Annotated in this window: 16 protein-coding genes; 7 read left to right on the plus strand and 9 right to left on the minus strand. The window is 66.0% G+C overall.

Going from position 1 to position 25,071, the window contains the following annotated elements; genetic code table 11:
- Positions 1-27: 27 nt before the first annotated feature.
- On the minus strand, positions 28-1,236 hold the full coding sequence (locus MUB46_RS12890) for a substrate-binding domain-containing protein (RefSeq protein ID WP_261616326.1): 1,209 nt from the start codon (positions 1,234-1,236) through the stop codon (positions 28-30).
- Between the two features lie 302 nt (positions 1,237-1,538).
- Between MUB46_RS12890 and MUB46_RS12895 the strand changes: the two genes are divergently transcribed.
- Positions 1,539-2,171, plus strand: a complete 633-nt coding sequence (locus tag MUB46_RS12895; protein WP_261616327.1) for a LysE family translocator — start codon at positions 1,539-1,541, stop codon at positions 2,169-2,171.
- Positions 2,172-2,200: 29 nt separating this feature from the next.
- Here MUB46_RS12895 and MUB46_RS12900 read toward each other — a convergent pair whose 3' ends face one another.
- From MUB46_RS12900 to MUB46_RS12925, 6 genes are all read right to left on the minus strand, one after another.
- Entirely contained in the window at positions 2,201-3,019 is an 819-nt protein-coding gene (locus MUB46_RS12900) for an ATP-binding cassette domain-containing protein (protein WP_261616328.1), read from the minus strand.
- Positions 3,016-3,915, minus strand: coding sequence for an ABC transporter ATP-binding protein (locus MUB46_RS12905; RefSeq protein WP_261616329.1), 900 nt, complete (start codon positions 3,913-3,915; stop codon positions 3,016-3,018). Before MUB46_RS12905 ends, MUB46_RS12900 begins: the two co-directional genes overlap by 4 nt.
- Complete coding sequence (locus MUB46_RS12910) at positions 3,912-4,763, minus strand: ABC transporter permease (RefSeq protein WP_261616330.1); 852 nt, start codon at positions 4,761-4,763, stop codon at positions 3,912-3,914. Before MUB46_RS12910 ends, MUB46_RS12905 begins: the two co-directional genes overlap by 4 nt.
- The gene (locus MUB46_RS12915; protein WP_425256259.1) at positions 4,756-5,730 is read right to left on the minus strand and encodes an ABC transporter permease; all 975 of its coding nucleotides are present in this window, start codon (positions 5,728-5,730) and stop codon (positions 4,756-4,758) included. Before MUB46_RS12915 ends, MUB46_RS12910 begins: the two co-directional genes overlap by 8 nt.
- A gap of 80 nt (positions 5,731-5,810) precedes the next feature.
- Positions 5,811-7,346: an ABC transporter substrate-binding protein gene (locus MUB46_RS12920; protein ID WP_261616332.1), complete on the minus strand. Its 1,536-nt coding sequence runs from the start codon at positions 7,344-7,346 to the stop codon at positions 5,811-5,813.
- Between the two features lie 145 nt (positions 7,347-7,491).
- Entirely contained in the window at positions 7,492-9,063 is a 1,572-nt protein-coding gene (locus tag MUB46_RS12925) for a phytoene desaturase family protein (RefSeq protein WP_261616333.1), read from the minus strand.
- A 214-nt stretch (positions 9,064-9,277) separates the two neighbouring features.
- On the opposite strand from MUB46_RS12925, the gene MUB46_RS12930 reads away from it, so the two are divergent.
- From MUB46_RS12930 to amaB, 6 genes are read left to right on the plus strand one after another with little or no spacing between them, the layout of a single operon-like run.
- Entirely contained in the window at positions 9,278-10,066 is a 789-nt protein-coding gene (locus tag MUB46_RS12930; protein ID WP_261616334.1) for a cyclase family protein, read from the plus strand.
- A gap of 24 nt (positions 10,067-10,090) precedes the next feature.
- Complete coding sequence (locus MUB46_RS12935) at positions 10,091-11,671, plus strand: phytoene desaturase family protein (RefSeq protein WP_261616335.1); 1,581 nt, start codon at positions 10,091-10,093, stop codon at positions 11,669-11,671.
- 8 nt (positions 11,672-11,679) lie between these two features.
- Complete coding sequence (locus MUB46_RS12940; RefSeq protein ID WP_261616336.1) at positions 11,680-12,189, plus strand: MarR family winged helix-turn-helix transcriptional regulator; 510 nt, start codon at positions 11,680-11,682, stop codon at positions 12,187-12,189.
- Between the two features lie 45 nt (positions 12,190-12,234).
- The gene (locus MUB46_RS12945; RefSeq protein WP_261616337.1) at positions 12,235-14,400 is read left to right on the plus strand and encodes a thiamine pyrophosphate-dependent enzyme; all 2,166 of its coding nucleotides are present in this window, start codon (positions 12,235-12,237) and stop codon (positions 14,398-14,400) included.
- A gap of 3 nt (positions 14,401-14,403) precedes the next feature.
- A complete protein-coding gene (locus MUB46_RS12950; protein WP_261616338.1) occupies positions 14,404-15,963 on the plus strand; it encodes an indolepyruvate oxidoreductase subunit beta family protein in 1,560 nt (519 codons plus the stop codon).
- A 41-nt stretch (positions 15,964-16,004) separates the two neighbouring features.
- On the plus strand, positions 16,005-17,537 hold the full coding sequence (gene amaB, locus MUB46_RS12955; RefSeq protein ID WP_261616339.1) for an L-piperidine-6-carboxylate dehydrogenase: 1,533 nt from the start codon (positions 16,005-16,007) through the stop codon (positions 17,535-17,537).
- Between the two features lie 24 nt (positions 17,538-17,561).
- On the opposite strand, the gene MUB46_RS12960 is transcribed toward amaB, so the two are convergent.
- Positions 17,562-18,947, minus strand: coding sequence for a protoglobin domain-containing protein (locus MUB46_RS12960; protein ID WP_315902737.1), 1,386 nt, complete (start codon positions 18,945-18,947; stop codon positions 17,562-17,564).
- A 724-nt stretch (positions 18,948-19,671) separates the two neighbouring features.
- Positions 19,672-24,987 (minus strand): apolipoprotein A-IV repeat region-like domain-containing protein, encoded by a 5,316-nt coding sequence (locus MUB46_RS12965; RefSeq protein WP_261616341.1) that lies wholly within the window; start codon positions 24,985-24,987, stop codon positions 19,672-19,674.
- Positions 24,988-25,071 lie beyond the last annotated feature (84 nt).

The following is a 25,071-nucleotide window of genomic DNA, read 5'->3' on the forward strand; positions in this document are numbered from 1 at the left end:
TTTGGCAGCCGCCCGGCCGGTTTCAGGTCACTGGTTGCGGACCGGTATGTCCATGTCCTCGATCGTCAGCTCCTTGACGAGCTCGGGGATACCCCACTCGACGTCCGGGTCGACCTTGATCTTGAAGTGATACATGGACTGGAGTGCCTGATGGTCCTCCGGGCGGAACATCATCTTGCCCTTCGGAGTCGCGAACTCCATGCCTTCCATGGTCGCGATCAGGTCTTCAGTGTCGGTCGAGCCGGCCTTCTTGATGGCCTCGACGACCGCGATGCCCGCCGCCATGCCACCGGCGGTGAAGAAGTCCGGGGGCTCGTTGAAACGGGCCTGATGCTCCTTGACCAGCCAGTCGTTGATCTGGTTCTTCGGGATCTCGTAGTAGTAGTAGGTCGCGCCTTCCATGCCGGGCAGCGCCTTGAACGCCTTCATGGCCGCCAGGATGTTGCCGCCCGTCGCGATCTCCACTCCGAAGCGGGAGGGATCCATCGCCTGGATCTTGCCGATGGGGTTGTTGCCGCCGGCCCAGATCACGAACAGGAACTTGCGCCCGTCCTGGTCCTTCATGGCATCGAAGATGCGCTGGGCGCTCGCCGTGAAGTCCTGGGTATCGGTCGGCACGTATTCCTCGAAGACGAGTTCGGCGCCCGTGCTCTTGAGCGCTTCCTTGAAGGCGGCGACGCCGTCGCGCCCGAAGGCGTAGTCCTGGGCGAGCGTCGCGATCTTCACGCCGGGCTTGCCGAGTGCCACCGCGTTGGAGATCGCGTCCTGCGAGGAGTTGCGGCCGGTGCGGAAGATGTAGCGGTTCCAGTTCTCGCCGGTGATGGAATCGGCGACCGCCGGCTCGACCAGCAGGATCTTTTCGTATTCCTCGGCGACCGGGGCCATGGCGAGCGCGACGCCGGAGGAAACCGGGCCGACCGCAAGCACCGCGTCGTCGTCGCCGAAGGCCTCGGCGAGTGCGGCCTTGCCGATGTCCGGCTTCAGCTGCGTGTCCTTCTCGATGACGACGATCTTTTTGCCGTCGATCTCCATGGTGCCGTTCGTCGCGTATTCGAGGCCCATCATCAGGCCGGTATGCGACTGCTTCGCATAGGCCTCGAGCGGACCGGTCTTGCCGTAGACGTGGGCGATGACGATGTCGTCGGCGGCTTGAGCGGTGAAGAGTCCGCCGCCGATCGTCAGCCCGCCGATTGTCAGGGTTAGTGCCGCAAGCGCGGCGGATCTGAAGGTCCCCATAGTGTCCTCCCGGTTGAAGCGGCCGTCCGGGGCACGGGCGGGCCGCCATGGTTCGCGTCCGGATCGCCTATCGAGTAAGGGCCGGATCGAAGGTTTTGCACGCTTTCTTGACAGTATTATGAGACATGAATCAGTCGTCATGTCAACGCGCCGCAGTTCCTTTTCCGTGCGGCCGATCGGTTGGGCGAAAATCCGATAAAAGGGCGTCCTTTTGACGCCCGGGCAGCGGCTGTTGGGCCTTGAAGGCCCGGCGTACGATCGTCGGAGGGCCTACAGGTCGGAGGGCCTACAGGACGATCGTGATGCCTTCGCTTGAGTTGCTCTTGCCCTTCTTCGTCGCATCGGCGGTTTTTGCCTGCGTGCCCGGTCCGGGCATGTTCTATGCCGCTGCTCAAACGGTCGCTGGAGGTCGTCGCGCGGGCTGGCTTTCGGCGCTTGGGTTCCATATCGGCGGCTACGTTCACATCCTGGCGGCGGCCTTCGGGCTGGCAATCGTGCTGAAGACTGTTCCGGCGCTTTATCTGGCGGTGAAGCTTGCGGGAGCGGCGTACCTGATCTGGATCGGCATCCGGTATTTCAGAGGTGCCGGACAGCATTCGGCCCGACCGGTCGCAGAGGCGCTCCCGGCGGCGCGAAAGGCGTTTCGGGACAGTATCCTGGTGGAAGTCCTGAATCCGAAGACCGCGCTGTTCTATCTGGCCTTTCTGCCGCAGTTCACGGATGGTTCGGCGTCGCTTCCCCTCTGGGCGCAGATCGTCGCCCTGGGGGCGGTGGTCAACGTCCTGTTTTCGCTGACCGACGCGGTTTGCATCGTGCTGTCGGATACCGTGACCAGGTGTCTGACCGAAGTCGGACACGCACGGCGTTGGGCGGAGCGCGTCGGCGGCGGCGTTCTTATCGCTTTCGGGATCAACCTGGCGATTTCGCGCCAGTGAGCGGGAAATGCATGGGACACGCCGTCCCGTCAGGCGCCGAGCCAGTCGCCGTCGACCTCGGGCAGCGGGATCGCGGCTTTCAGTTCCGCCGTGTAGGGATGCTCGGGGTGCTCGAACAGCGGGCCGGTCGGACGGTTTTCAAGCACCTCGCCATGGCGCAGCACCACCACGCGGTCGCAGAGACGGCGGACGACCGAAAGGTCGTGGCTGATGAAGACGATGGTCAGCTTCATCTCGGCCTTGAGCTGGGCCAGCAGGGTCAGGATCTGGGCCTGGCTGGACACGTCGAGGCCCGAGACGATCTCATCGGCCAGGACGAAGCGCGGCTTGGTCGCGATTGCGCGGGCGATGCCGACGCGCTGGCGCTGGCCGCCCGAAAGTTCATGCGGGTAGCGTGTGGCGAAGGCCGTCGGCAGGCCGACGTGATCGAGCGCTTCCTCGGCCAATCTCCGCGCCTCGCGACGGCCCTTGGCGAGGCCGTGCAGCATCAGCGGCCGGCCGATGATGGTGCCGATCGTCAGGCGCGGATTGAGCGCCGACAGAGGATCCTGGAAGATCACCTGCAGGTCGCGCCGGTAGGGGCGCAGCGCCGCGTCGTCGAGATGGGTGATGTCTGTCCCGGCGAAACGGATCGAACCGGCGACGGGTTCGAGCAGGCGCACCAGTGCGCGCCCGAGCGTCGACTTGCCGGAGCCGGATTCGCCGACGAGGCCGACCACCGTGCCTTCCTCTATCGTCAGATCGATGCCGTGCAGGATCTCGACCATCGGCATCTGGCCCAGCAGCGTCTTCCGGTTCGGGTCGGGGAGGGCGATCTTGACGCCTTCCACCTCGAACAGCGCCGTCATCGGCCCGCCCTCCAGGCCGTATCCGCGGCGGCGATCTCGGCGCGTGTCGCCTCGATCACGGCGACGGGCACCGGCACCAGCGACTCTTCGGGACAGTCGTAGCGTGGGGTCGCGGCGATGAGTGCCCTGGTGTAGGCGTGCCGTGGGTTGGCGAACAGGGCCTTTACGTCGGTATCTTCAACCACCATGCCGCCGTAGAGCACCGTGACGTTCTGGCAGATCTTGGCGACGACGCCGAGATCGTGGGTGACGAACAGGAGCGCGGTCTGGTGGCGGGCCTGCATCTCGGCGATCAGCCGCAGGATCTGCTTCTGCACCGTCACGTCGAGGGCGGTCGTCGGCTCGTCGGCGACGATCAGCTTGGGTTCGGCAGCGAATGCGGCGGCGATCAGCACGCGCTGGCGCATGCCGCCCGAGAGCTGGTGCGGATAAGCCTTCAGCACCCGTTCGGGGTCGCGGATATGCACCTCGTCGAGCAGTGTGCGGGCGCGCTCGCGGGCATCGGCTTTCGAGAACCCCAGGATCTTGGTCAGCCGGTCGGTGATCTGGCTTTCGATGCGGCGCACCGGATTGAGCGCGGTCAGCGGATCCTGCGGGATCAGCGCCGAGGTGCGGGCGATCACCCTGCGCCGCGCGGATTCCGGCAGCGCGAGCAGGTCCTCGCCGCCGAGCGTCACCTTGCCTTCGACGATTTCGACGGCGCGCGGAAGGATGTCGAAGATCGTCTTGCCGATCATCGACTTGCCGGCGCCGCTCTCGCCGACCAGGCCGCGCACCTCGCCCGGCTTGACGTGCAATCCGACGGATCGCAGCAGCCGCTGTGACGGCAGATGCTTCAGGACGATGCTCAGATCGTCGATGTCGAGATAGGCGTTCCCGTCCGTTGCTGGGTTCATCGCAGCACCGGATCGAAGCGGTCCTTGAGGCCTTCGCCGAACTGGGAGAAGGCAAGGACGGTGAGGAACAGGGCGATCAGCGGGAAGACCAGCACCCACCAGGCGAAATGGATGATGGTGCGGCCTTCCGCGATCATGCCGCCCCAGGTCGGGTCGTCGGTCGAGATCGACAGGTTCACGAAGGACAGGATCGCCTCGACGATGACGGCGATGCCCATCTCCAGCGACAGGAGCGCGACGATGGTCGGCAGCACGTTCGGGAACACCTCGCGCACCAGGATGGAAAGGCGCGAGAAGCCGGCCGCCCGGGCGCTGTCGATATAGTCCATGCGCGTCTGCACCAGGGTCTCGGCGCGCACGACGCGGCAGAAGCGGATCCAGTCGATGACGGCGATCGCGATGATCACCGAATGGAGGCCGGTGCCGAGCACCGCGACCAGCAGGATCGAGAACAGGACCGGCGGAAAGGACATCCAGATGTCGACGATACGCGAGACGACCTGGTCGACCCAGCCGCGGTAGTAGCCGGCGATCAGGCCCATGAACGAGCCGAACACGCAGGCCGCCGTGGCGGCGACGAAGGCGACGGTCAGCGCGATGCGTGCGCCGTAGATGATGCGCGAGAGCACGTCGCGGCCGAGGCCGTCCGTGCCGAGGATAAAGCCGGGCTCCGAACCCGAGACCCAGATCGGCGGCAGCCGTTCCAGCAACAGGTCCTGGGCGAGCGGATCGTGCGGGGCGATCAGCGGCGCGAAGACAGCGCAGATGATGACGATCGCGAGCCAGCCGCCCGACAGGATCAGCCGCCACGACAGGGGCCTGCGATGCCGGATCGCCGCCTCAGCCATGACGCAGCCTCGGATTGAGCAGGGTGTAGAGCAGGTCCACCGCGAGATTGATACCGACGAAGATGACGGCGAACAGCAGCACGATGCCCTGGATCAGCGGCAGGTCGCGGTTGATGACCGCGTCGATGGCGAGATTGCCGAGCCCTTCGTAGGAGAACAGGCGCTCGATGATGACGGTGCCGCCGATCAGGAAGGTGAGCTGGACGCCGGTCAGCGTCAGCGTCGGCAGCAGCGCGTTGCGGAACGCCTCGTGGGTGATGACGTGGCCCTCGGTGAAGCCCTTCGTGCGCGCCAGCATCACGTAGTCCTGGTTCATGGTCTCCTTGAGCGAGACCTTGAGAAGCTGGGCGATGACGGCCGCCAGCGGCAGCGCCAGCGCGAGGGCCGGCATGAACATGTGATCGATGAGGTCGAGCGTGATGTCGAGCCGCAGCCGGACGATGCTCTCGATCAGATAGAACTGGGTGGCGAAGGGCAGGTCGAGCGAGGGCGACACGCGGCCGGAGATCTCGAAGACCGGCCAGGCTACGCCAAGCAGCAGGATCAGCGCCAGGCCCCACAGGAAATCCGGCACCGACAGGGCTATGCCGTTGATGAGGTCGATCCCCGTCTCGAGCGGGCTTTCGCGATACCGGGTGGCGGTGAATGCCAGGAAGCCGCCGAACACGATGGCGAACGTCATCGCCAGGAAGCTCAGCTCCAGCGTCGCGGGAAGGCGGTTCAGAACGATCCTGGCGACGGGCTGGCGGATCGAGATCGACGTGCCGAAGTCGCCGTGCAGCACGTTGCCGAGCCAGATGAAGAACTGCTCGACGATGGATTTGTCGAGACCGTAGAGCGCTCTGAGCCGGGCAATGTCCTCATCGCTGGCGCCGGGCGGCAGCATCATGGCGATGGGATCGCCGGGGGCGACGCGGATGACGACGAAGACGATGACAGCGACCCCGAACAGGGTGATCGCCGTCATCAAAGCTCGCGTCAGTATGGCGCGGAGGGCGGTCATGCGGCGTCGCAGTGCTCCATGTCCGCCCTCGCAATCCTACCCGGTCAGCCGGCCGGCTTCATCAGATAGGGCAGCACGGCGCCGGACACGTTGGGCGTGACCGACAGCTTGTCGGAGAAGACGATCGGCTGGACGTACTGCAGAAGCGGAATGGCCAGACCTTCCTCGGCGATCTTCTTGTCGACCAGCCTGTAGCCGGCGATCCGCTTCTCCTCGTCGGGCTCGCCCCAGAGCGGGCCGATCATGTCGATCATCTCCTGGCCGTCCCAGACCGAGTGGGGCGAGGGGCCGAACATGGCGAAGCCGGTCGAGGTGGCCGGATCGCCGATCGCGTTGCCCCAGTTGTAGAAGGCGGCCGGGGCGAGGGTGTCGGCGGCGCGCAGCTCGTAGTGCTTGGCGATCTCGTAGACCTCGATCTCGGCCTCGATGCCGACCTTGCGCCACATGCCGACGATCGCCTGGATCATCTCGTAGTCCTTCGGCTTGAAGCCGCGCGTGGTCTGGATCTTGAACTTGACCGGGTTGTCGGTCGAGTAGCCGCTCGCCTTGAGCAGTTCCTTGGCCTTCTCGGGATCGTACGGCACCGTCGTCGTGGGATCGAAAGCGGCGTATTCCGGCGTCTGCAGGGTGTCTATCCTCACGCCGTAGCCGTTCAGCAGGCGGTCGATCAGTAGCTGCTTGTCGATGGCGTAGCTCGCCGCGAGGCGGACGTTCCTGTCGGTCATCGGCTCGACGTCGTTGATGAAGATCATCGCGATGTCGGAGGTCGGGGTGGTGACGCCCGTCAGCCCCGGTTTCGCCTTCAGGCGGTCGAACTCGTCATAGGTGATGTCGAAGACGACCTGGCTCTTGCCGGAATCGATTTCGGCGACACGGCTGGAGGCGTCGGGCACGAACTTGATGATCACCGACTTGAACGCCGCCGGCCCGCCCCAGTAGCCTTCGTGGGCCTTCAGGGCGAGGTAGGCGTTGCGCTCGAATCGCTCGATCATGTAGGGGCCCGAGCCGACCGGCTTCTCCTCGAAACCGTCCGCGCCGACCTTCTCGTAATAGGCCTTGGGCATGACGTAGCCGGTCAGGAACGCCATCCACTTGAACAGGGTCGGCTCGAACTCCTTGACGTCGGCGGTTACGACGTTGCCGTCGATCGAGAAGCCGCCGATCTTGCTCCAGACGAACTGGATCGGGTTGCCGGTCTCGGGATTGCCGGCCCGCTCCAGCGACCACACGACGTCCTCCGGCGTGACCGGCGAGCCGTCGTGCCAGGTGGCGTCCGAACGCACGGTCATGTTGATCTTGGTGCGGTCGTCGTTCCAGCCCCAGTCGGTCAGGATGCCCGGCTGGAAGGACAGGTCGGGCTTTTGGCCGATATACATGTCGAAGATCGACTGGTAGATGCCCTGGATCGTCGGGTTCACCGCCGACGGGCCGACGGTCGGGTCGAAGGACGGCAGGTTGACGTTGAAGGCGATCGTCAGGTCGCTCGTCTGTGCGAGCGCGCGCGACAGATATGGCGCGGTGGACAGCAAGGCGGCGCCGGCGGCGCCGCGTTTCATCAGATCACGTCTTGTAAGCGGCATTCCTCTCTCCCTTGTCGGCGCGGCGCTGGCCGCCCCTTGAATTCCGCATCTTTGTCCCGGAGTCCGGTGACGGTTACTGTTCCCCAATTGTTTCAAGATTAGAGATATGCAAGTGCATAGGTCAAGCGGCTACCTATCCCAATTCTCAGCCGCCGCCGAGCATTTTCGCAAGCATAAATCCGGATCCCGCACCGGCACCCCCGCCGGGCCATGTGGCGGCGCCGACCATGTAGAGATTGTCGACCGGCGTCCGGTACTTCGCCCAGCCGGGAACCGGTCTGAACACGAAGTTCTGGCTCAGATGGTGGCTGCCGCCGCCGCTGTCGCCGCCGACGAGGTTGGGGTTGCGGCGCTCGAGATCGGCCGGCGTTTCGACATGGCGGCCAAGGATCTTGCCCTTGGTGCAGGGCGCGTAACGTTCGATGATGTCGATGACGCGGTCGGCATAGGGCTCGGCGACGGCGCTCCAGTCCCGATCCGTGATGGTGCCCCCCGCGTCGCCGCGAATTTCCGCGGGCAGGGCGCGCACCTGCACCCAGAGGGTATGCTTTCCCTCCGGTGCGCGGCTGGGGTCGATGGCCGTCTGCTGTCCGACAACGAGCAGCGGTTCGGCCGGCAGATCGCCGGCAAGAGCAGCGGAATAGGCCCGTCCCATCATGTCCAGGTCGGGGGCCAGATGGATGTAGAGAAACCGCCGCAGTTCCTCGCTCGCCGACCAGTCCGGAAGATCGGACATGGCAAGATGCACCATCATGGTTCCGGGGCCGTGGCGGAATTTGCGTGCGGATGCATCGAATGCCGCATTGCCCGTGCCGCCGTCGAGGAGCGTCCCGACGAGCGCCCGAGGCATGACGCCGGCAACGATTGCCTTGCGGGCGCGGATGACCTCGCCGTCGGCGAGAACGATCGCGTCGGCGCGGCCGGAAGTTTTCTTTATTTCAGTGACTTCGGCGTCGGTCCGGACGGTGCCGCCGAGCGATTCCAGCAGCGAGACCATCGCCTTGATCATGGTGTCGGCGCCGCCCTGGCCGATGACCATGCCAAAGCTCTGGTCGGCCATGCTTTCCAGATAGGGGAAGAGTGCGCCGCCGGCCACGTCCGGGCCGAAGTCGAGATGCATGCCCCATGCGGCCATCGCGGCACGGATTTCCTCGGATTCGAAGTTCGCTTCCAGGAATTCGCGCGGCGAGGAGCTGAGCATCTTGGCGGTGTCCAGCATCCAGCCCAGGCCTTTGCCGCGCCACGCCTTCCAGCCCGTCTTGAGCAGGGAAGATGCCGTCATTGGTGAACCGAGCAGGGAAAACAGGTGTGGTGCGTCGCCACCGAACTCGGCGAACATGGCGCGCCAGCGCGCCGCATCCGTCTTCGACAGCCGTTCGGCGCGCGCGACCGTCTGTTCCAGATCCTTGGAGACGCCGAACCAGGTGCCCGACGGTGTCGGGCTCGCGAAACAATGCTCAGCCGGGGCGTAGGCGAGGCCGTGCTTTGCCAGTTGTTCCCCGTAGTGGCCGTGAAATGCTGACCCGGCGAACAGCCCGAGATTGGTGGCGTACAGGTCGTGCCGGAAGCCGGGAAGGGTAGCCTCGTCGGTGCGAATCGCGCCGCCCGCCCTGTCGCCTTTCTCGAATATGCCGACGGACCATCCGCGGGTCGCCAGGTGTATGGCGGCGGCGAGCGCGTTATGGCCCGCGCCGATGAATACGGCGTCGAATTCCATGCGCCTTTTCAACTCCCTCTGGCCGGCGATTTCGCTCTTGTTCGTGGCGTTCGTGTCGGTCGCCATCTGTTGTGGAGGAGTTTATTTCAACGTTAGACATTTGCAAATGCATAATTCCGGACTAATCTGGCCACGACATATCGAGCGGGGCGCGGCCCCGCGAGACTGTAAACCAGGCGCAAATGGGGCGCAGACCCCGGGAGGATTTGCAATCATGTCATCTACCGACACACTCGCCAAACTGGGTTCCATGCTCGTGTCCGGCGACGTCGACGTCGTCGACCTCGCCGTGCCGCTCGGTCCCGATACGCCGCTGATCCAGCTGCCGGACATTTTCCAGCAGACGCCGCAGGTGAAGGTGCACGAGATCTCGCACTACGACGACGCCGGCCCGTTCTGGGCGTGGAGCTGGTACGAGCTGGGCGAGCATTCGGGCACGCATTTCGACGCCCCGATCCACTGGGTCACCGGCAAGGACCACGCAGACGGCAAGACCGACACCATCCCGGTGAAGAATTTCGTCGCCCCGGTGAATGTCATCGACTGCTCCAAGCAGACGGCCGAGAACGTGGACTTTCTGCTGACCGCCGACATGGTCAAGGAATGGGAAGCCGAGCACGGCGAGATCGAGGCGGGCAGCTGGGTGCTGATGCGCACCGACTGGTGGCCGCGCAACCGCAGCCGGGCCGAGTTCCTCAACGCCGACGAGAACGGCCCGCATTCGCCCGGTCCGTCGGTCGACTGCGTCGAGTACATCATTTCGAAGGGCATCGTCGGCTGGGGCACCGAGACGGTCGGCACCGATGCCGGCGCGGCCGGCGGGTTCGAGCCGCCCTATCCGGCGCACAACCTGCTGCACAAGAACAACCGCTACGGGCTCGCCAGCCTTGCCCACCTCGACAAGCTGCCGCCGAAGGGGGCCGTCCTGATTGCGGCGCCGCTGAAGTTCGTCGGCGGCACGGGCAGCCCGATCCGGGCGCTGGCGCTCGTCCCGAAGGGCTGAGTTCGCGGAAGCGGGAGCGGCAAGATGGCCGTCGCACCGGACTATATCGTCGTCGGGTCGGGGATTAACGGCCTCGTCTGTGCCGCGCTGCTCGGTCAGCGCGGCAAGACAGTCCTTGTCCTGGAACGCGAGGATGTGGCCGGCGGCTGCATCAAGTCGGGCGAGATCACCGCGCCCGGCTATACCCACGACATGATGGCGGCGACCTTCGTGCTTTTCATCACGTCGCCGGCGTTCGGCAAGCTCGGAGCCGACCTTGCCCGACACGGGCTCGACTTCGCCCATACGCCTCACCCGACCGGGGTAGTCACCCCGGACGGGCGCAGTCTGGTACTGACCACGGATCGGGCGGCGAACGTCGCCCGGTTCAACGACCTCAGCCCCGGCGACGGCGACCGCTACCGCGCCGAGGTGGAAGCCGTCGAGCGCGACGCCGCGCTGGTGTTCGGTCTGCTCGGCGGGGCGCTGTGGTCGTGGGGTACGTTCAAGCTCCTGTTCCGCGAGATGCGGCGGCGCGGACTTCGCGGGCTGGCGGCGCGACTCGGCGAAGGACTTCGCCCCGGCCGCGGCTGGCTGGAGACGCGGTTCAAGTCCGATCTGCTCAGAGACATGCTGGCGCCGTGGGTGCTGCATGCGGGCCTGGGGCCGGAAAGCGCCTTTTCCGGCGAGATGGCCCGGGTCGTCGCCTTCGCGCTGGAAGCCGCCGGCGCGCCGATCGCCAAGGGCGGGGCGGCGAACGCGGTGAAGGCATTCGAGGGATTGATCAGGGAGCGGCAGGGAGAGGTGCGCACCGGCGCCGACGTCGCCGAAATCCTCGTCACCGGTGGGCGCGCGAGCGGCGTGAAGCTTGCCAGTGGCGAGACGATCGAGGCCAGGCAGGGCGTCATCTGCTCGGTGACACCGACACAGCTCTACGGCCGACTTATCCCGAGCGCGGCCATCGATCCCGCCGCCAAGAGCCATGCGGACGACTATCGCTACGGCAAGGGCGACATGCAGATGCACTACGCCCTCAAGAGCCCGCCGAAATGGAAGAGCCAGGGCCTGGACCAGGTCGCGCTCATCCATCTGACGCCGGGCCTGGACGGCGTGTCGAAGGCGGTCAACGAATGTGAGCGCGGTATGTTGCCGGAAGTGCCGACGATCTGCGTCGGGCAGCCGCATGCGCTCGATCCCTCGCGTTGCCCGGACGGGGCGGGGATCATCTGGATCCAGCTTCCCGAGGCCCCGCGCCACATCAAGGGAGATGCGGCGGGCCAGATCGAGGTTCCGGCCGACGGCGGTTGGAGTGAGGCCGTGCGCGAGGCCTATGCCGACCGGGTCGAGGCGATCCTGAAGACCCACATCGACGGGTTCGAGGAGAACGTCGTCGCGCGAACATGCTACTCGCCGGCCGACCTCGAAGCGATGAACATGAACCTCGTCGGCGGCGATCCGTATGGCGGCTCCTGCGCGATCGACCAGTTCTTCATCTGGCGGCCGTTCGCCGACACGGTGAACCACAAGACGCCAATCGCGGGGCTCTACCAGATCGGCGCGTCCACGCATCCGGGGCCGGGTCTCGGCGGCGGCTCGGGCTTTGCGCTGGCCGAACGTCTCGGCTGAGGGCGACGATGGAAACGAAGCCCATGGATTTCCCCGTGGAGACCCAGCCGACCGAACGGTTCGACCGGGTCCCTTCGATCGGCGAGATCGGCCTCGACCACTTCGCGCCCTATCTGATCAACCGGATATCGGCGCGCTGGAACATCGATCTGCAGGGGCAGATCAAGGAGCACGGTCTGACGACCCTGCAGATGCGCGTGCTGGCCATCCTCACCGTGATGGCGGGCAGCACGGTCAACGAGGTGGCGGTGTTCGCCGTCACCGAGCAGTCGACCATGAGCCGCACGCTCGACGGCATGGAGCGCGATGGCCTGGTTCGGCGCAAGAACAGGCGCGGCGACGCGCGCGTGCGTGAACTGCACCTGACCGAGAAGGGACGCGAGTCATTCCGCGAGGTCTGGCCCGTCATGTACGCGTCGCTGAAGCGCATGTTCGCCGGGTTTACGGATGCCGAGTACGAGACGCTGATCGGCCTTTTGACGCGGGTCCTGCGCAACGTACGGCGGCACGATTTCTGAGCGCAGCCGCGCGCAATCGGCAGCGACAATCAAGGAGGAGAGCTCATGGCCGAGCGGTCATTTGCAAAAGAAGTTCAGCAGTTGCGCATTGGCGAGGGCCAGGAGTTCCGCGGCGAGGGCATTCTCGCCGTCACCAAGGCGCTGCTGGAGTGCGGCGTCGGCTATGTGGGCGGGTATCAGGGCGCGCCGATTTCGCACCTGATGGACGTTCTGGCCGACGCGCAGGACATTCTCGCCGAGCTGGGCGTGCATTTCGAGGCGAGTGCGTCGGAGGCGACCGCCGCGGCGACGCTGGCGGCCTCGGTCCACTATCCCATCCGCGGCGCCGTCACCTTCAAATCGACGGTCGGCACCAATGTCGCCTCCGACGCGCTCGCCAATCTGGCGTCCGGCGGGGTCACCGGCGGCGCCCTGATCATCGTCGGCGAGGACTACGGCGAGGGCGCCTCCATCATGCAGGAGCGCAGCCATGCGTTCGCGATGAAGTCGCAGATATGGCTGCTCGACCCCCGGCCGAACCTCGAGATGATCGTGAAGTCGGTGCGCGAGGGCTTCGACCTGTCGGAGGCCTCCAACACGCCGGTGATGCTGGAGATGCGCATCCGCGCCTGCCATGTGCACGGCCGGTTCCAGGCACGCGATAACCGCAAGCCCGAGATGGCGCTCGCCGAGGCGCTGGAGAATCCGCAGCGCGACCTCAGCCGCATCGTGCTGCCGCCCGCTTCCTTCCAGCACGAGAAGGAAAAGATCGACAAACGCTGGCCGGCGGCGGTGAAGTTCATCCGCGAGCGCGGCCTGAACGAGTTCTTCGGGCCGAAGGAGGCCAAGAAGGGCGGCAATGTCGGCATCGTCCTGCAGGGCGGCATGTACAACGGCGTCATCCGCGCGCTGCAGCGGCTGGGCCTTGCCGACATCCGCGGCAATACCGACGTGCCGCTGTACGTGCTCAACGTCACCTATCCGCTGATCGACGAGGAATTCCTGGCGTTCGCCAAGGACAAGGACGCCGTGCTCGTCATCGAGGAGGGCCAGCCGAACCATATCGAGCAGGCGTTCGGGGCGATGCTGCACAAGGCCGGCATCGAGACGAAACTGCGCGGCAAGGACCCGTTCCCGATGGCCGGAGAATATACCGGCGCGGTGATGCTGAGCTCGATCCGCGAGTTCCTGCGCGACCATGCCGGCAGCCTGCTCGGGGACAAGGATCGCGCGCCCAACGAGCCCGAGGCCCCGCTCGTGCCCGATCTGTCCAAGGCGGTGCCACCGCGCCCGCCGGGATTCTGCACCGGGTGCCCGGAACGGCCGATCTTCGCGGCGATGAAGATGGTTCAGGAGGAGCTCGGCGAGCATCACGTCGCCGCCGATATCGGCTGCCACCTGTTCTCGATCATGCCGCCCTTCGACATCGGCTCGAGCACGATGGGATACGGCCTTGGACCCGCGTCCGCCTCGGCTTTCAACGTGGAGGCCAAGAAGCGGCCGATCGCGGTGATGGGCGACGGCGGCTTCTGGCACAACGGCCTCAGCAGCGGCGTCACCAACGCCGTCTTCAACAAGCATGACGGCGTCATCCTGATCGTCGACAACTACTATTCGGCGGCGACCGGCGGGCAGGACATCCCGTCTTCGCGGGCGTTCAACCGGTCCCGATCGACCAAGCATCCGATCACCGATGCGGTGAAGGGTGTCGGCGCCACCTGGGTGCGCCACATCGATCGGACCTATGACGTCACCAAGATGCGCGACACCTTCCGCGAGGCGCTGACGACGTCGGAGAAGGGCCCGAAGATCATCGTCGCATCGTCGGAATGTATGCTGAACCGGCAGCGCCGCGAGCGGCCGAAACTGGCCAAGGCGATCGCCGGGGGCGAGCGGTCGGTCAAGCCGCGCTTCGGCGTCGACGAGGATGTGTGCACGGGCGATCACGCCTGCATGCGCCTGTCAGGTTGCCCGTCCTTGTCGGTGAAGCGGCTGGACGATCCCCTGCGCGACGATCCGGTGGCCTCGATCGACCAGTCCTGTGTCGCCTGCGGCAACTGCGGCGAGGTGGCCGATGCGGCCATTCTCTGCCCGTCCTTCTACCGCGCCGACGTCATTCACAATCCGCGCCGGTGGGACCGCTTCATCGGCCGCCTGCGCGCCAATTTCAGGAAACGGCTGCAGCGTCGCCGCGATGCGGGCCGGCTCTCATTCGGATTCAAGGTGGCCTGACAAATGCCTGCAGCGGTTTCGGAAAAAGACGAGATCATCAAAATCGCCGTGCTCGCGGTCGGCGGGCAGGGTGGTGGCGTGGTCACGGACTGGATCGTCCATGTGGCCGAGGACAACGGCTGGTATGCGCAGGCGACCTCCGTTCCCGGCGTCGCCCAGCGCACCGGTGCGACGATCTATTATGTCGAGATGGTCCGGGAAGGCGAGGGCACGCCGGTGCTGGCGCTGATGCCTTCGCCGGGTGACGTCGACATCGTGCTTGCCGCGGAATTGATGGAGGCGGGCCGGGCGATGCAGCGCGGCTTCGTCTCGCCGGATCGCACGACGCTGATCGCATCGACCGATCGCACGCTGGCGGTGATGGAGAAGATCGTGCCGGGCTCGGGTATCGGCGATTCCGCGCCGGTCATCGAAGCGGCCCGCGCCGCCTCGAAGCGCTTCCTCGGCACCGATCTCGACAGGGTCGCGGTCGCGAACGGCAGCGTGATCTCGGCGAGCCTGTTCGGCGCGCTCGCCGGCTCCGAGGTTCTGCCGTTCCCGAAGGAGAGTTTCGAGAAGACCGTCTCGGCCGACGGCGGCAAGCGCGGCGAGGCGAGCCTGAAGGCGTTCCGCGCCGGCTACGATGCGGTTCGCGAGACGGGGGCCGACGGGGCGAAGGACTTCGGCAAGGAACCGGCGCCGGTGGCGAAAGCGGCGTCCGGGGACGCCATTGCCGGTCCGGCGCAGGATCTGAAGACCTGGTCCGGCTTCATGGAAAGCCTGGACCTCGATTTCCCGCGCGACGCCCGTGACATGATGCGGGCGGGGCTCGAAAAGGTCGTCGACTATCAGGATATCGACTACGGGCGGGAATATCTCGACCGGATGAAGGGGATCTACGGGTTCGACGCTGCCAATGGCGGGGCGCCGAAAAGCTTCCGGTTCACCGTCGAGGCCGCGAAATATCTCGCCAACGCCATGACCTATGACGACGTTATCCGCGTCGCCGACCTGAAGACGCGGGCCACGCGCTTCGAGCGTGTCGAGACCGAGATGGGCGTTCGCGACGCTCAGGTGATGCAGGTCACCGAGTTCATGCATCCGCGCATCGAGGAGATTGCCGGCACCTTGCCCGCCGGCGTTGGCCGTTTCATCCTGAATCGGTCTCGTCTCAGGTCCACGCTCGACTACTTCGTCAACAGGGGACGGCGCGTGCGCACGGACACGATGCGCGGCTTCCTGACGCTCTACTTCCTCGGCGGCTTGCGCCGGATGCGGCGGCGGTCGCTGCGTCATGGGACCGAAATGGCCCATATCGAGGAATGGCTCGATCTCGCCAAGGAGACGGTCGCCACGAACTACGATCTCGGCGTCGAGGTGCTGCGCTGCCGCCGTCTGATGAAAGGCTACAGCGACACCCACGAACGCGGGATCTCCAAGTTCGACCGCGTACTGTCGGCCTTGCCCGACCTGACCGGCCGCGACGACGGCGCCGACTGGCTGCGCCGGCTGATCGAGGCCGCGCTCAAGGATGAGAAGGGCGAGATGCTCGACGGGGCGCTGAAGACGATCAAGACGCTGTAGCGGTCGTTTCGCCGCGCTTCCCCCGACTGCCGCGATCGGTTATGCCGTCGTCGATAAAGACGAGGGAGGTAATCGTGAGCCAGTATTCCGACATCATTTCCCGCAATGGCCTGGGGCCGGCGGACATCTCCGGCGGGACGATCGCCGTTCATACCCCGATCGACGGGGCGCTGATCGCCGAGGTGCACGAAACCTCTCCCGACCAGATGGTGGAGGTGATCGCCGCGGCCAACGAGGCGTTCCGCGCCTGGCGCACCGTGCCGCCGCCGGTGCGTGGCGAACTCGTGCGCCTGCTCGGCGAGGAATTGCGCGCGGCCAAGGAGGCGCTTGGCGCGCTCGTCTCGCTGGAAGCGGGCAAGATCGTTTCGGAGGGCCTCGGCGAGGTCCAGGAGATGATCGATATCTGCGACTTCGCCGTCGGCCTGTCGCGCCAGCTCTACGGCCTCACCATCGCCTCGGAGCGTCCCGGTCACCGGATGATGGAAACCTGGCATCCGCTCGGGGTCGCCGGCGTCATCTCTGCCTTCAACTTCCCCGTCGCCGTATGGTCGTGGAACACGGCGTTGGCGCTCGTCTGCGGCGACGCGGTGATCTGGAAACCGTCGGAGAAGACCCCGCTCACGGCCCTGGCCTGCCAGAAGATCCTGCAGAAGGCGATGGCGCGTTTCGGCGATGCGCCGAAGGCCCTGCATCAGGTCGTGATCGGCGGCGCTGAGGTCGGCGAGGCGCTGGTGACGTCGCCGGATGTGGCGCTCATCTCGGCAACCGGCTCCACGCGCATGGGCAAGGCGGTGGCGCCGAAGGTCGCCGGCCGTTTCGGCAAGCTGATCCTGGAGCTCGGCGGCAACAACGCGATGATCGTCGGCCCGACCGCGGACCTCGATCTCGCCGTGCGTGCCATCACCTTCTCGGCGATCGGCACCTGCGGCCAGCGCTGCACGTCGCTGCGCCGCGTGATCGCGCACGAGAGCATCAAGGACGAGCTGGTCGGGCGGCTCGTGAAGGCCTATGCCACGGCGCCGATCGGCAATCCGCTCGATGCGGGAACGCTGGTGGGCCCGTTGATCGACCAGGCCGCGCGCGACCGCATGCAGAACGCGATTGCCCGCGCGGCCAAGAGCGGCGGCACGGTGCATGGCGGCGAGCCGGTGAACGACGCGGTGGCCGGCGGTGCCTATGTTCGCCCGGCCATCGTCGAGATGCCGGGCCAGACGGACGTGGTGCGCGAGGAGACCTTCGCGCCGATCCTCTACGTCATGACCTACGATGCTCTGGACGAGGCGATCGCCATGCAGAACGACGTGCCGCAGGGCCTGTCGTCGTGCATCTTCACCAATGACGTCCGCGAGGCCGAGACATTCGTGTCGGCGCTCGGATCGGATTGCGGCATAGCCAACGTCAATATCGGCCCGTCCGGCGCCGAGATCGGCGGTGCCTTCGGCGGCGAGAAGGAGACCGGCGGCGGCCGGGAATCCGGGGCCGACGCGTGGAGGGGCTACATGCGCCGGCAGACGAATACGATCAACTATTCGCGCGAGCTGCCGCTGGCACAGGGCGTGAAGTTCGACATCTGAGAAATGCCCGAGACGGGCCGCCGATCAGGCGGCCCGTACGGTTGAGAAGAACTTGTCGACCTCGGTCTGCAGGGAGTCCGCTTGCGCGGTCAGATCCCGGACCGCCTCGAGGACCATCTGGGCGCCGTTTCCGGTTTCCTCGGCGGCCTGCGAGACACCGCCGATATTCGCCGAGACCTCGCCCGTGCCGCTTGCGGCTTCCTGCACGTTGCGGGCGATCTCCTGGGTCGCCATTCCCTGTTCCTCGACTGCGGAGGCGATCGTGGTGGCGATCTCGTTCACGTTGGTAATCGTCGAGCGGATCTTGCCGATCGCCGCTTCAGCGGCCCTGGTGGCGTCCTGAATGCCGGCGATCTGTCCGGTGATCTCGCCGGTGGCGCTGGCAGTCTGGCCGGCGAGCGTCTTTACCTCTGCAGCGACCACGGCGAACCCGCGTCCGGCCTCGCCGGCGCGGGCGGCCTCGATCGTGGCGTTCAGGGCCAGGAGGTTGGTCTGCGCGGCGATGTCGTTGATGAGGTTGACGACGTTGCCGATCTTTTCCGCGGCCTGGATCAGGTCCCCGATCTGCCGGGCGGCGAGCTCGGATTCCGAAACGGCCTGACCCGCGGTCTCGGTCGACTGGGATACCTGGCGGGCGATCTCGGCGATGGAGGTGGCGAGCTCCTCGGATGCGGCGGCGACGGTCTGCACGTTGCTCGTCGCTTCCTCGGCTGCGGTGGCGACCGCGGCGGCCTGGGTATTGGTCTGGCTGGCCCCGCTCGCCAGTGTCGAGGCGGTCGACTGCATCTGGTCGGCCGCGCCGCGGACGGTTGCGATGACACCGTGCATGGTCTGATCGAAATCCGAGATGGCAGCGTCCAGCTTGCGCTGCCTGGCGCCGCGCTCCTCTATCATTGCTTCCTGATAGATGGAGATGGCGAAGTCCATGTCGAGCATCACCGCCGCGTTCAGTGCGGTGAGGACGGCCTCGAGCCTTGCCGGGTTCCGCCGATAGGTCTTCACGGCGAGGGCGGATAGCTTGGCCAGCACGAAGTTGTAGCCGCCGATATACCAGCGCGGCTCCAGGTCGATCTTGTTGTGGATCATGCCGATGACGCGTACGCCTTCCACATAGGCGTGGTCGAACCGGCCGGAAAACAGGCGCCCCCAATGGGCGGTTTGCGCCAGCTTTAGCCGCGGCTCGTCAGTGCCGACCTTTCGGGCAAGTTTCGGCACGGAGCAGACATGGGCGTAGAAACCGTCCAGGATCGACGGCAACGCCGGCTCGACATGCTTCCAGAATTCGGCCAGCAGCGTGCCGGTCTCCGGGGTGATCTGCATGAAGTTCAGTCGACGATCACGATCGGTCGAATCGCCGCCATGATCCGCTTGGTTAATCCGAGTGCCTGACATCGCGCTTTCCTCTTCCATATTTTTACTTGTTTGCCGCCGAAGCGGGGTTCCGTTAGGGCAATTGCGCGCATTCGAGAACAGAATAGTTAAACCGGCGTAAAGGGAGCGGATTGGAATAGCTGGGCGTTTTTTGGCCGAAAGATGCCGTTAGTTATAAATAAAAGGCAAATCCGAACGCAAAATCCATCAAGTATCGACTAGCAATTTCCGGAATCCCGTGATTACGCAACGAATAATTTACGGTTTCGCCACCTCCGCCAGTGCGGAGCGGTTAACGGACCGAAAGACATTTTAGCCGATTTCTTAACCTGGCGGGGTCCGAGCCCGTTGTCGGAGACCGCTTGAGACCGAACGGTGGCGGCTCGTTGCCGCGACATGGGCGGTACGGTCAGGCGGGCCGTGTCGATGGACGGTTTCCCCCTTCCGCCGGCACCTCATTCCCGCGGGCCGACGGCTTGATCCGGATCAATGTGACGTCAGCGGATTTGCCTTTCCGTTGCGACAAGCCGGGCCGTCCGGAAACAGGAAAAAAGGGGAAATGCCGTGTCGGGTGGAGAGCAATTGGTTTTGGCCATCATCCTGGCTGTCTTCGCGCTGTTCATGATGGTTCTGGCATGGGGCGACATGTCTTCGCGCGACTCCCGCAAGCATTGGGATTGATCGCCGCGCCGCCTCCGAGACATGAAAAAAGGCCGGTCCCGAGGGACCGGCCTTTCGTTTTGCAGGCGCTTGTGTCGGGCGATCAGGACGTCCGGCCCGATGCATCCGACAGGATCGCGTAGACCTTGCTCGGCTCCGACGTCAGGTACATCTGGCGCATGACGCCGTCGCGGTCGGTCCGGGAGATCTCGTCGATCAACTGCTCGAAGCCGTCGAGATAGCGGTCGATCGCGTCGCGCAGCTCCGGGTCGCGCCGATACTTGCGCCGGACTTCGTCGATCACGCCGCGGTCTCGCTGGGCGAACAGGCGACGGATGAAGATGTCGCGTTCGCCCCGGCGATAGCGCTCGTAGAGCTCCATGAAGGCGTTGTCGTCGATCGAACGGACGATATCGACCGCGATCGCGTTGAGCGACTCCATCATGTGGGCAGGCGACCGCTCGGTTCGTTCCTCGGTGCGCGGGGCGGCCGGTTCTGCCTCTTCCGCGCGTTCCGCTCTCGCCAGGACATCCGACAGGGACCAGCGGTCGGACCCAGCCTTACCGCCGCGCTGCTCAGCGGCGGCCGCCGGGGCGGCCTTCTTCGGCTGGCTGGCGGGAGCCGGCCTGGCTGGCTCCTGCCGTTGGGCAGGGGCCGGGGCAGGGGCCGGGGCTGGGGCTGTCTCGGCGGGCTGCCGGGCCGCGGCCGCCGGCTGGGCTAGCGTCGTACCGCCACCGCCGGCGGCGGCGTGACGGCGCTCCGGCACCGCGACGTCCAGGGTGTTGCCATGCCGGGAGACGATCTCCGAAAGCTCGTTCAGAGCCTTGATCTGATCGGCGACCGCGCGGCGCATGGCGGCGGCGTTCTCCTGGGTCTCGCGCGGCAGTTCGAAGACGCCGCGCTTGAGTTCCGTGCGCGTCGCCTCCAGCTCCTCGGCAATCGACTTTGCGGCCGTCCGCATGTCCTGCGAGGCTTCGGAGAAGCGGCTTGTCGCCGCCTGCAGCATATCGGCGATCTCCTTGGTGGCGCCTTCGAAGCCCGACCGGACCGCGCCTGCCGCACGCTCGCCTTCCTCGCCCGCCGACAGCCGCATGTATTCGAGCTGCTCGGCGATGGTGCGCGACGAGGTGGACGCCGTGTCGGAGAGCATCTGCCGGATCTCTTCGGCGGACTTACGCAGGGAATCGAACTGCTCGTTGACAGCGCGGGCAGTAAGCTGCGCCCGGTCGGAAATACCGGCGCTCGCGGCTTCGGCGATGTCCTGAATGCCCTGGATTTCCTCGGCTACCGAACGGGTCGAGCTGATCGCCCGGTTCGACATCGCCACGGAGATATCGTCGGCCGTCGACTGGATCCGCTCGATCTCGGACAGCAGCGTCTGGGCCGAGCTGGAGGTGCGATCCGTGACCGTGGCGGCGACATCGTCGGCGGCACGGCGAACGGCGTCGAGCTGCTCGTAGATCGCCTTGGTGGATGCCATGGCGCGCTGGCCCATGGCTCCGGCAAGGTCCTCTACCGAGCCGTTGAGGCGCTCGAACTCGGACAGGAGCCGTTCCGACGCATCGCGGGTCGACGACTGCAGCATCTCGCCGAGCGAATTGGCGCGCGCCTCGGCGGACACCAGGGTCCGCTCGATCGCCTGGGTGTAGCCGGTGATGAGCCCATCGATTTCCTGTGCCCGCGCCGTCAGGCTGGAGGCGAGATCGTCGAGGCGCGAGCGGCGGGCTTCGATCGCCTCGTCGATTTCGGCGTTGGTGCGGTCGAGGCGGTCGGCGGTGATCGCCAGGTCCTTGCCCTGCGCGTCGAAGCGCTCGGCCATGCTGCCGATATCGGCGAGCACCTTCGTGGACATGTCCTCGAGCAGCCTGACCTGAGCGCCGATGCGGTCGCTGGTCTCGCCGGCGTCCGCGGAAACGGCGGCGACGGCGGAGCGGAACTCGCCGACACGATCGCTGAGCGTCGCCTCGATCGCCGACAGGTTGTCGCTGGCACCGGTGAGGACGGAGCGGAGCAGGGTGTTGGAGTCGCCCAGACGCTCGAGGATCGCCTCGATATTGGTGGTCAGCGACGCGTTGGTCTCGGAAATCTCCTCGACGATCTTGCGGCCGCGCGATTCCAGCGCGTCGTAGGCGTGCTGGCCGCTCTCGGAGATCGCCCTGGTCACCTCCAGGCCTTCCTGGGCGATCTGCTTGGTGATCTCGCCACCCTTGGCGGACAGGACGCGCGTCACCGTCTCGCTCGCCGAGCCGATGACCTCCTCGATGTCGCCGGAGCGGCTGGTGATCTCGTTGATCAGGCGACCGCCACGCACGACAAGGGTTTCCTCGATCTCGCCGACCCGGGCGGCCAGCTGATCGTTGATCTCGCCGGAGCGGCTGCTCAACGTCTCGTTGATGCTTTCCGCACGGCTTGAAAGCATCCGCTCGATCTCGGCTGCCTTGGTGGACAACTGCTCGCTGATCTCACTGGTGCGGCTGCCCAGCGTCTCGTTGATGCTTTCGGCGCGGGTCGAGAGGGTCTGCTCGATCTCATTGGCCCGGCTGCCGAGCATCGCGTTGATTTCGCTGGACCGACTCCCCAGCGTCTCGTTGAGGCTTTCGTAGCCGGTCGAGAGGGTCTGCTTGATCTCGTTGGCCCGGTTGCTGAGCATCGCGTTGATTTCGCTGTAGCGGCTGCCCAGTGCCTCGTTGATGCTGACCGCGCGCGTGGAGAGCGTCTCCTCGATCTGGTTGGCGCGGGCGCCGAGCGAAGCGTCGATTTCGCTGACGCGGCTGCCCAGTGTCTCGTTGATGCTTTCGGCGCGGGTCGAGAGCGTCTGCTCGATCTCGCTAGCGCGGGCGCCAAGCGAGGCATTGATCTCGCTGGAGCGGCTGCCCAGCACCTCGTTGATGCTGTCCGCGCGGGTCGAAAGCGTGTCCTCGATCTCTTTAGCCCGTTCGCCCAGCACCGAATTGATCTCGTCTGTGCGGCTGCCCAGCGCTTCGGTGATGCGCGCCGCCCGGATCGTAAGCGTGCGCTCGATCTCGTTGACGCGGTCGCCGAGCATGGTGTTGATCTCGCTGGAGCGGCTGCCCAGCACCTCGTTGATGCTGTCCGCGCGGGTCGCGAGCGTCTGCTCGATCTCGTTGGCGCGGTCGCCAAGCATGGCGTTGATTTCGCTGGACCGGCTGCCCAACGCCGCGCTGATGCTTTCGGCGCGGGTCGAGAGCGTCTGCTCGATCTCGTTGCCCCGGGCGCCAAGCGTGATGTTGATATCGTTGGCGCGCGTCTCGAGCGTCTCGCCGAGCTGACGTGTCTGGCGATCGAAGGCGGATTCGACCGTTTCGACGCTTCTTTCCAGCGTCTTCTCCAGGACGTCGCTCTTTTCGACGAGCGTAGTGGAGATGTCGCCGAGGCGCTTGCCGAGCATGCCGTCGATGTCCGAGGCGCGGTCGGCGACGGAGCGGACGAAGGCGTCGGCTCGGTTCGACAGGGTCTGCTCGATGGCGCTGCTGCGTTCTTCCAGCACGGACCCGAAGGTTTCCAGACGGCTGTCGAGGGCCGATGTCAGGGCTTCGCCGCGCGTCATCAGGGTCTCGGTGATCTCGGCGGAGCGGTTGGAGAGAATCTCGTTGAGGTCCGCCGAGCGGTGATCGAGCAGCTCGGAAATCTCCGTGGAGCGGAACGCCAGCTTGTCGACGAGCTCGCTGCCCTTGACGGACAGCGTGTGATCGACGTCGGCGACCGTGCGCCGCAAGCTCTCCTCGACCTCCTCGGTCCGGCTACCCATCGCCTCCAGAAGCTTCTGCGAGGACGTATTGAGGTTCTCGGTGACCTGCGCGCTGCGCTGGGCGATGGCGCGGGCGACTTCGGCGCCGGCGGTGCCCAGCTGCTCGGAATAATCGGCCGTGCGTCGCACGATTTCCTCGGTGAACGTTGTGCCGGCAGCGGCCAGGCGTTCGGTCAGTTCGGCGCCACGGTTGTTGACCGTGTCTTCGATGGTCTTGCTGGTTTCGTCGAGGCGCGAGGTCAGGGCGTTGCCGCTCGAGGCGATGGTCTCGGAGATCTGCTCGCCGACCGTCGACAGGCGATCGGTGACCTCGGTGCCGCGCTGCACCAGCGTGTGCGAGAGCTGATTGCCGGTCTCGCTGAGACGATGCGTGACCTCGGCGCTGCGGTCGGTCAGCGACTGGATCAGCGAATGGCCGGTGGAGGCCAACGTCTCGTTGATGGCGTTGCCGCGGTCCGACAGGTCCTGGACGATCTCGATGCCGGTGCGTCCGAACGCCTCGTTCACCTCGCGGCCGCGCTGGTCGAGGGTGACCGTGACCATTTCGCTGGCTTCGGTGAGCGTCTGGGCGACGTCGGTGCCGGTCTGCGACAGGCGGCGGACGAATTCGTCGCCATGGGTGGTGAGCGTCGAAATGAGGTTGTCGCCGGAGGCGGTCAGCGCGTCCGTCATCTCGTCGCCGCGGCGGGTCAGGGCTTCGGTGACACGGTCGCCGGCGGCCGACACGGAGCCGGTGATGCGATCGCCGGCGCTCGCCAGGTCCTGGGACAGGTTCTCGTGTGCCCCGGCAATGGCGGCGCGCAGCCGGTCGGCGTTGTTGAGAAGCGCTTCGCGCTCGTTCGACATCTGGTCGATGAGGGAGCGGATGCGGATCTCGTTTTCGTGGTAGGCGCGCTCTAGCGACGACACTTCGCCGTGGATCAGCGCCTCCAGTTCGCCGGCGCGGGCCAGCGCCCGTTCGACGCCGTCGCCCATGGCGGCGACTTCGCGGCGAATGGCCTGGCCGACGGTCAGAACGGCTTCCTTGGCGACGCCTTCGGGCTCAGCGAGCTTGATGGCGGCTTCGGTGAGCGACTGGCTGGCGAGGCGTAGGTCCTGGGCCCGCCAGATCATGGCGGCGGAGGCGAAGAACATCAGCACCGGGACCGCGATCGCGGCCCAGACCAGGGCTATGCCGGGATCGGAGCGGACAAGGTCGGGATCGGTCAGCGAGAAGAGCGAGGAACCGTAAAGGCCGTACCCGACGGCGCCGCAGACGGCGATCCACAACAGCGAGACAATACCGGCGACCCAGAACGGCGTGCGCGGGGCCTTGCGCTGCATCGAGTAGACGATGTGGCCGAGGGTCGGACGATCGTCATTGGCAGGGCGTCGGGAGTCGTTGGCCGCCGCGTCGGCAGGGCGTGCCGAGCCGCGCTTGCGGCCGTCGGGGGCGTCCTTGGCGCCTTTGCGGGCCGGCTGCTCGCGCGCGGCCTCGACAACGCGTTCAACGGCGCGGTTGACCGACTCGGTCGCCTTTTCCGCGCCGTCAGCGTCTTTCGAGAGCGCATCCGCCAGCGCCTGTTCGTCGCCGTTGAGCGAAAGCGCTTCTTCGACGGCCGAAAGGGCCGCTTCTGCCGCGTCGCGTGTCTTCGGGGATTGTTTTGCCATGGTCCAACTGCCTCACGTCCGTACTCAATACCATTCGGGCGCCCGCCCGCCGCATCTTCGAGCCACCGCCCGAACCGGCGTCCG

The sequence above is a fragment of the Microbaculum marinisediminis genome (assembly GCF_025397915.1).
In the GTDB taxonomy this organism is placed as follows: Bacteria; Pseudomonadota; Alphaproteobacteria; order Rhizobiales; family Tepidamorphaceae; genus Microbaculum; species Microbaculum marinisediminis.

What these genes read in the sequence shown, in the direction of transcription:
- MUB46_RS12890 (WP_261616326.1), bottom strand. Translation starts at nt 1,236, where the DNA reads ATGGGGACCTTCAGATCCGCCGCGCTTGCGGCACTAACCCTGACAATC.
- MUB46_RS12895 (WP_261616327.1), top strand. Translation starts at nt 1,539, where the DNA reads ATGCCTTCGCTTGAGTTGCTCTTGCCCTTCTTCGTCGCATCGGCGGTT.
- MUB46_RS12900 (WP_261616328.1), bottom strand. Translation starts at nt 3,019, where the DNA reads ATGACGGCGCTGTTCGAGGTGGAAGGCGTCAAGATCGCCCTCCCCGAC.
- MUB46_RS12905 (WP_261616329.1), bottom strand. Translation starts at nt 3,915, where the DNA reads ATGAACCCAGCAACGGACGGGAACGCCTATCTCGACATCGACGATCTG.
- MUB46_RS12910 (WP_261616330.1), bottom strand. Translation starts at nt 4,763, where the DNA reads ATGGCTGAGGCGGCGATCCGGCATCGCAGGCCCCTGTCGTGGCGGCTG.
- MUB46_RS12915 (WP_425256259.1), bottom strand. Translation starts at nt 5,730, where the DNA reads ATGACGGCGATCACCCTGTTCGGGGTCGCTGTCATCGTCTTCGTCGTC.
- MUB46_RS12920 (WP_261616332.1), bottom strand. Translation starts at nt 7,346, where the DNA reads ATGCCGCTTACAAGACGTGATCTGATGAAACGCGGCGCCGCCGGCGCC.
- MUB46_RS12925 (WP_261616333.1), bottom strand. Translation starts at nt 9,063, where the DNA reads ATGGAATTCGACGCCGTATTCATCGGCGCGGGCCATAACGCGCTCGCC.
- MUB46_RS12930 (WP_261616334.1), top strand. Translation starts at nt 9,278, where the DNA reads ATGTCATCTACCGACACACTCGCCAAACTGGGTTCCATGCTCGTGTCC.
- MUB46_RS12935 (WP_261616335.1), top strand. Translation starts at nt 10,091, where the DNA reads ATGGCCGTCGCACCGGACTATATCGTCGTCGGGTCGGGGATTAACGGC.
- MUB46_RS12940 (WP_261616336.1), top strand. Translation starts at nt 11,680, where the DNA reads ATGGAAACGAAGCCCATGGATTTCCCCGTGGAGACCCAGCCGACCGAA.
- MUB46_RS12945 (WP_261616337.1), top strand. Translation starts at nt 12,235, where the DNA reads ATGGCCGAGCGGTCATTTGCAAAAGAAGTTCAGCAGTTGCGCATTGGC.
- MUB46_RS12950 (WP_261616338.1), top strand. Translation starts at nt 14,404, where the DNA reads ATGCCTGCAGCGGTTTCGGAAAAAGACGAGATCATCAAAATCGCCGTG.
- amaB (WP_261616339.1), top strand. Translation starts at nt 16,005, where the DNA reads ATGCCGTCGTCGATAAAGACGAGGGAGGTAATCGTGAGCCAGTATTCC.
- MUB46_RS12960 (WP_315902737.1), bottom strand. Translation starts at nt 18,947, where the DNA reads ATGGAAGAGGAAAGCGCGATGTCAGGCACTCGGATTAACCAAGCGGAT.
- MUB46_RS12965 (WP_261616341.1), bottom strand. Translation starts at nt 24,987, where the DNA reads ATGGCAAAACAATCCCCGAAGACACGCGACGCGGCAGAAGCGGCCCTT.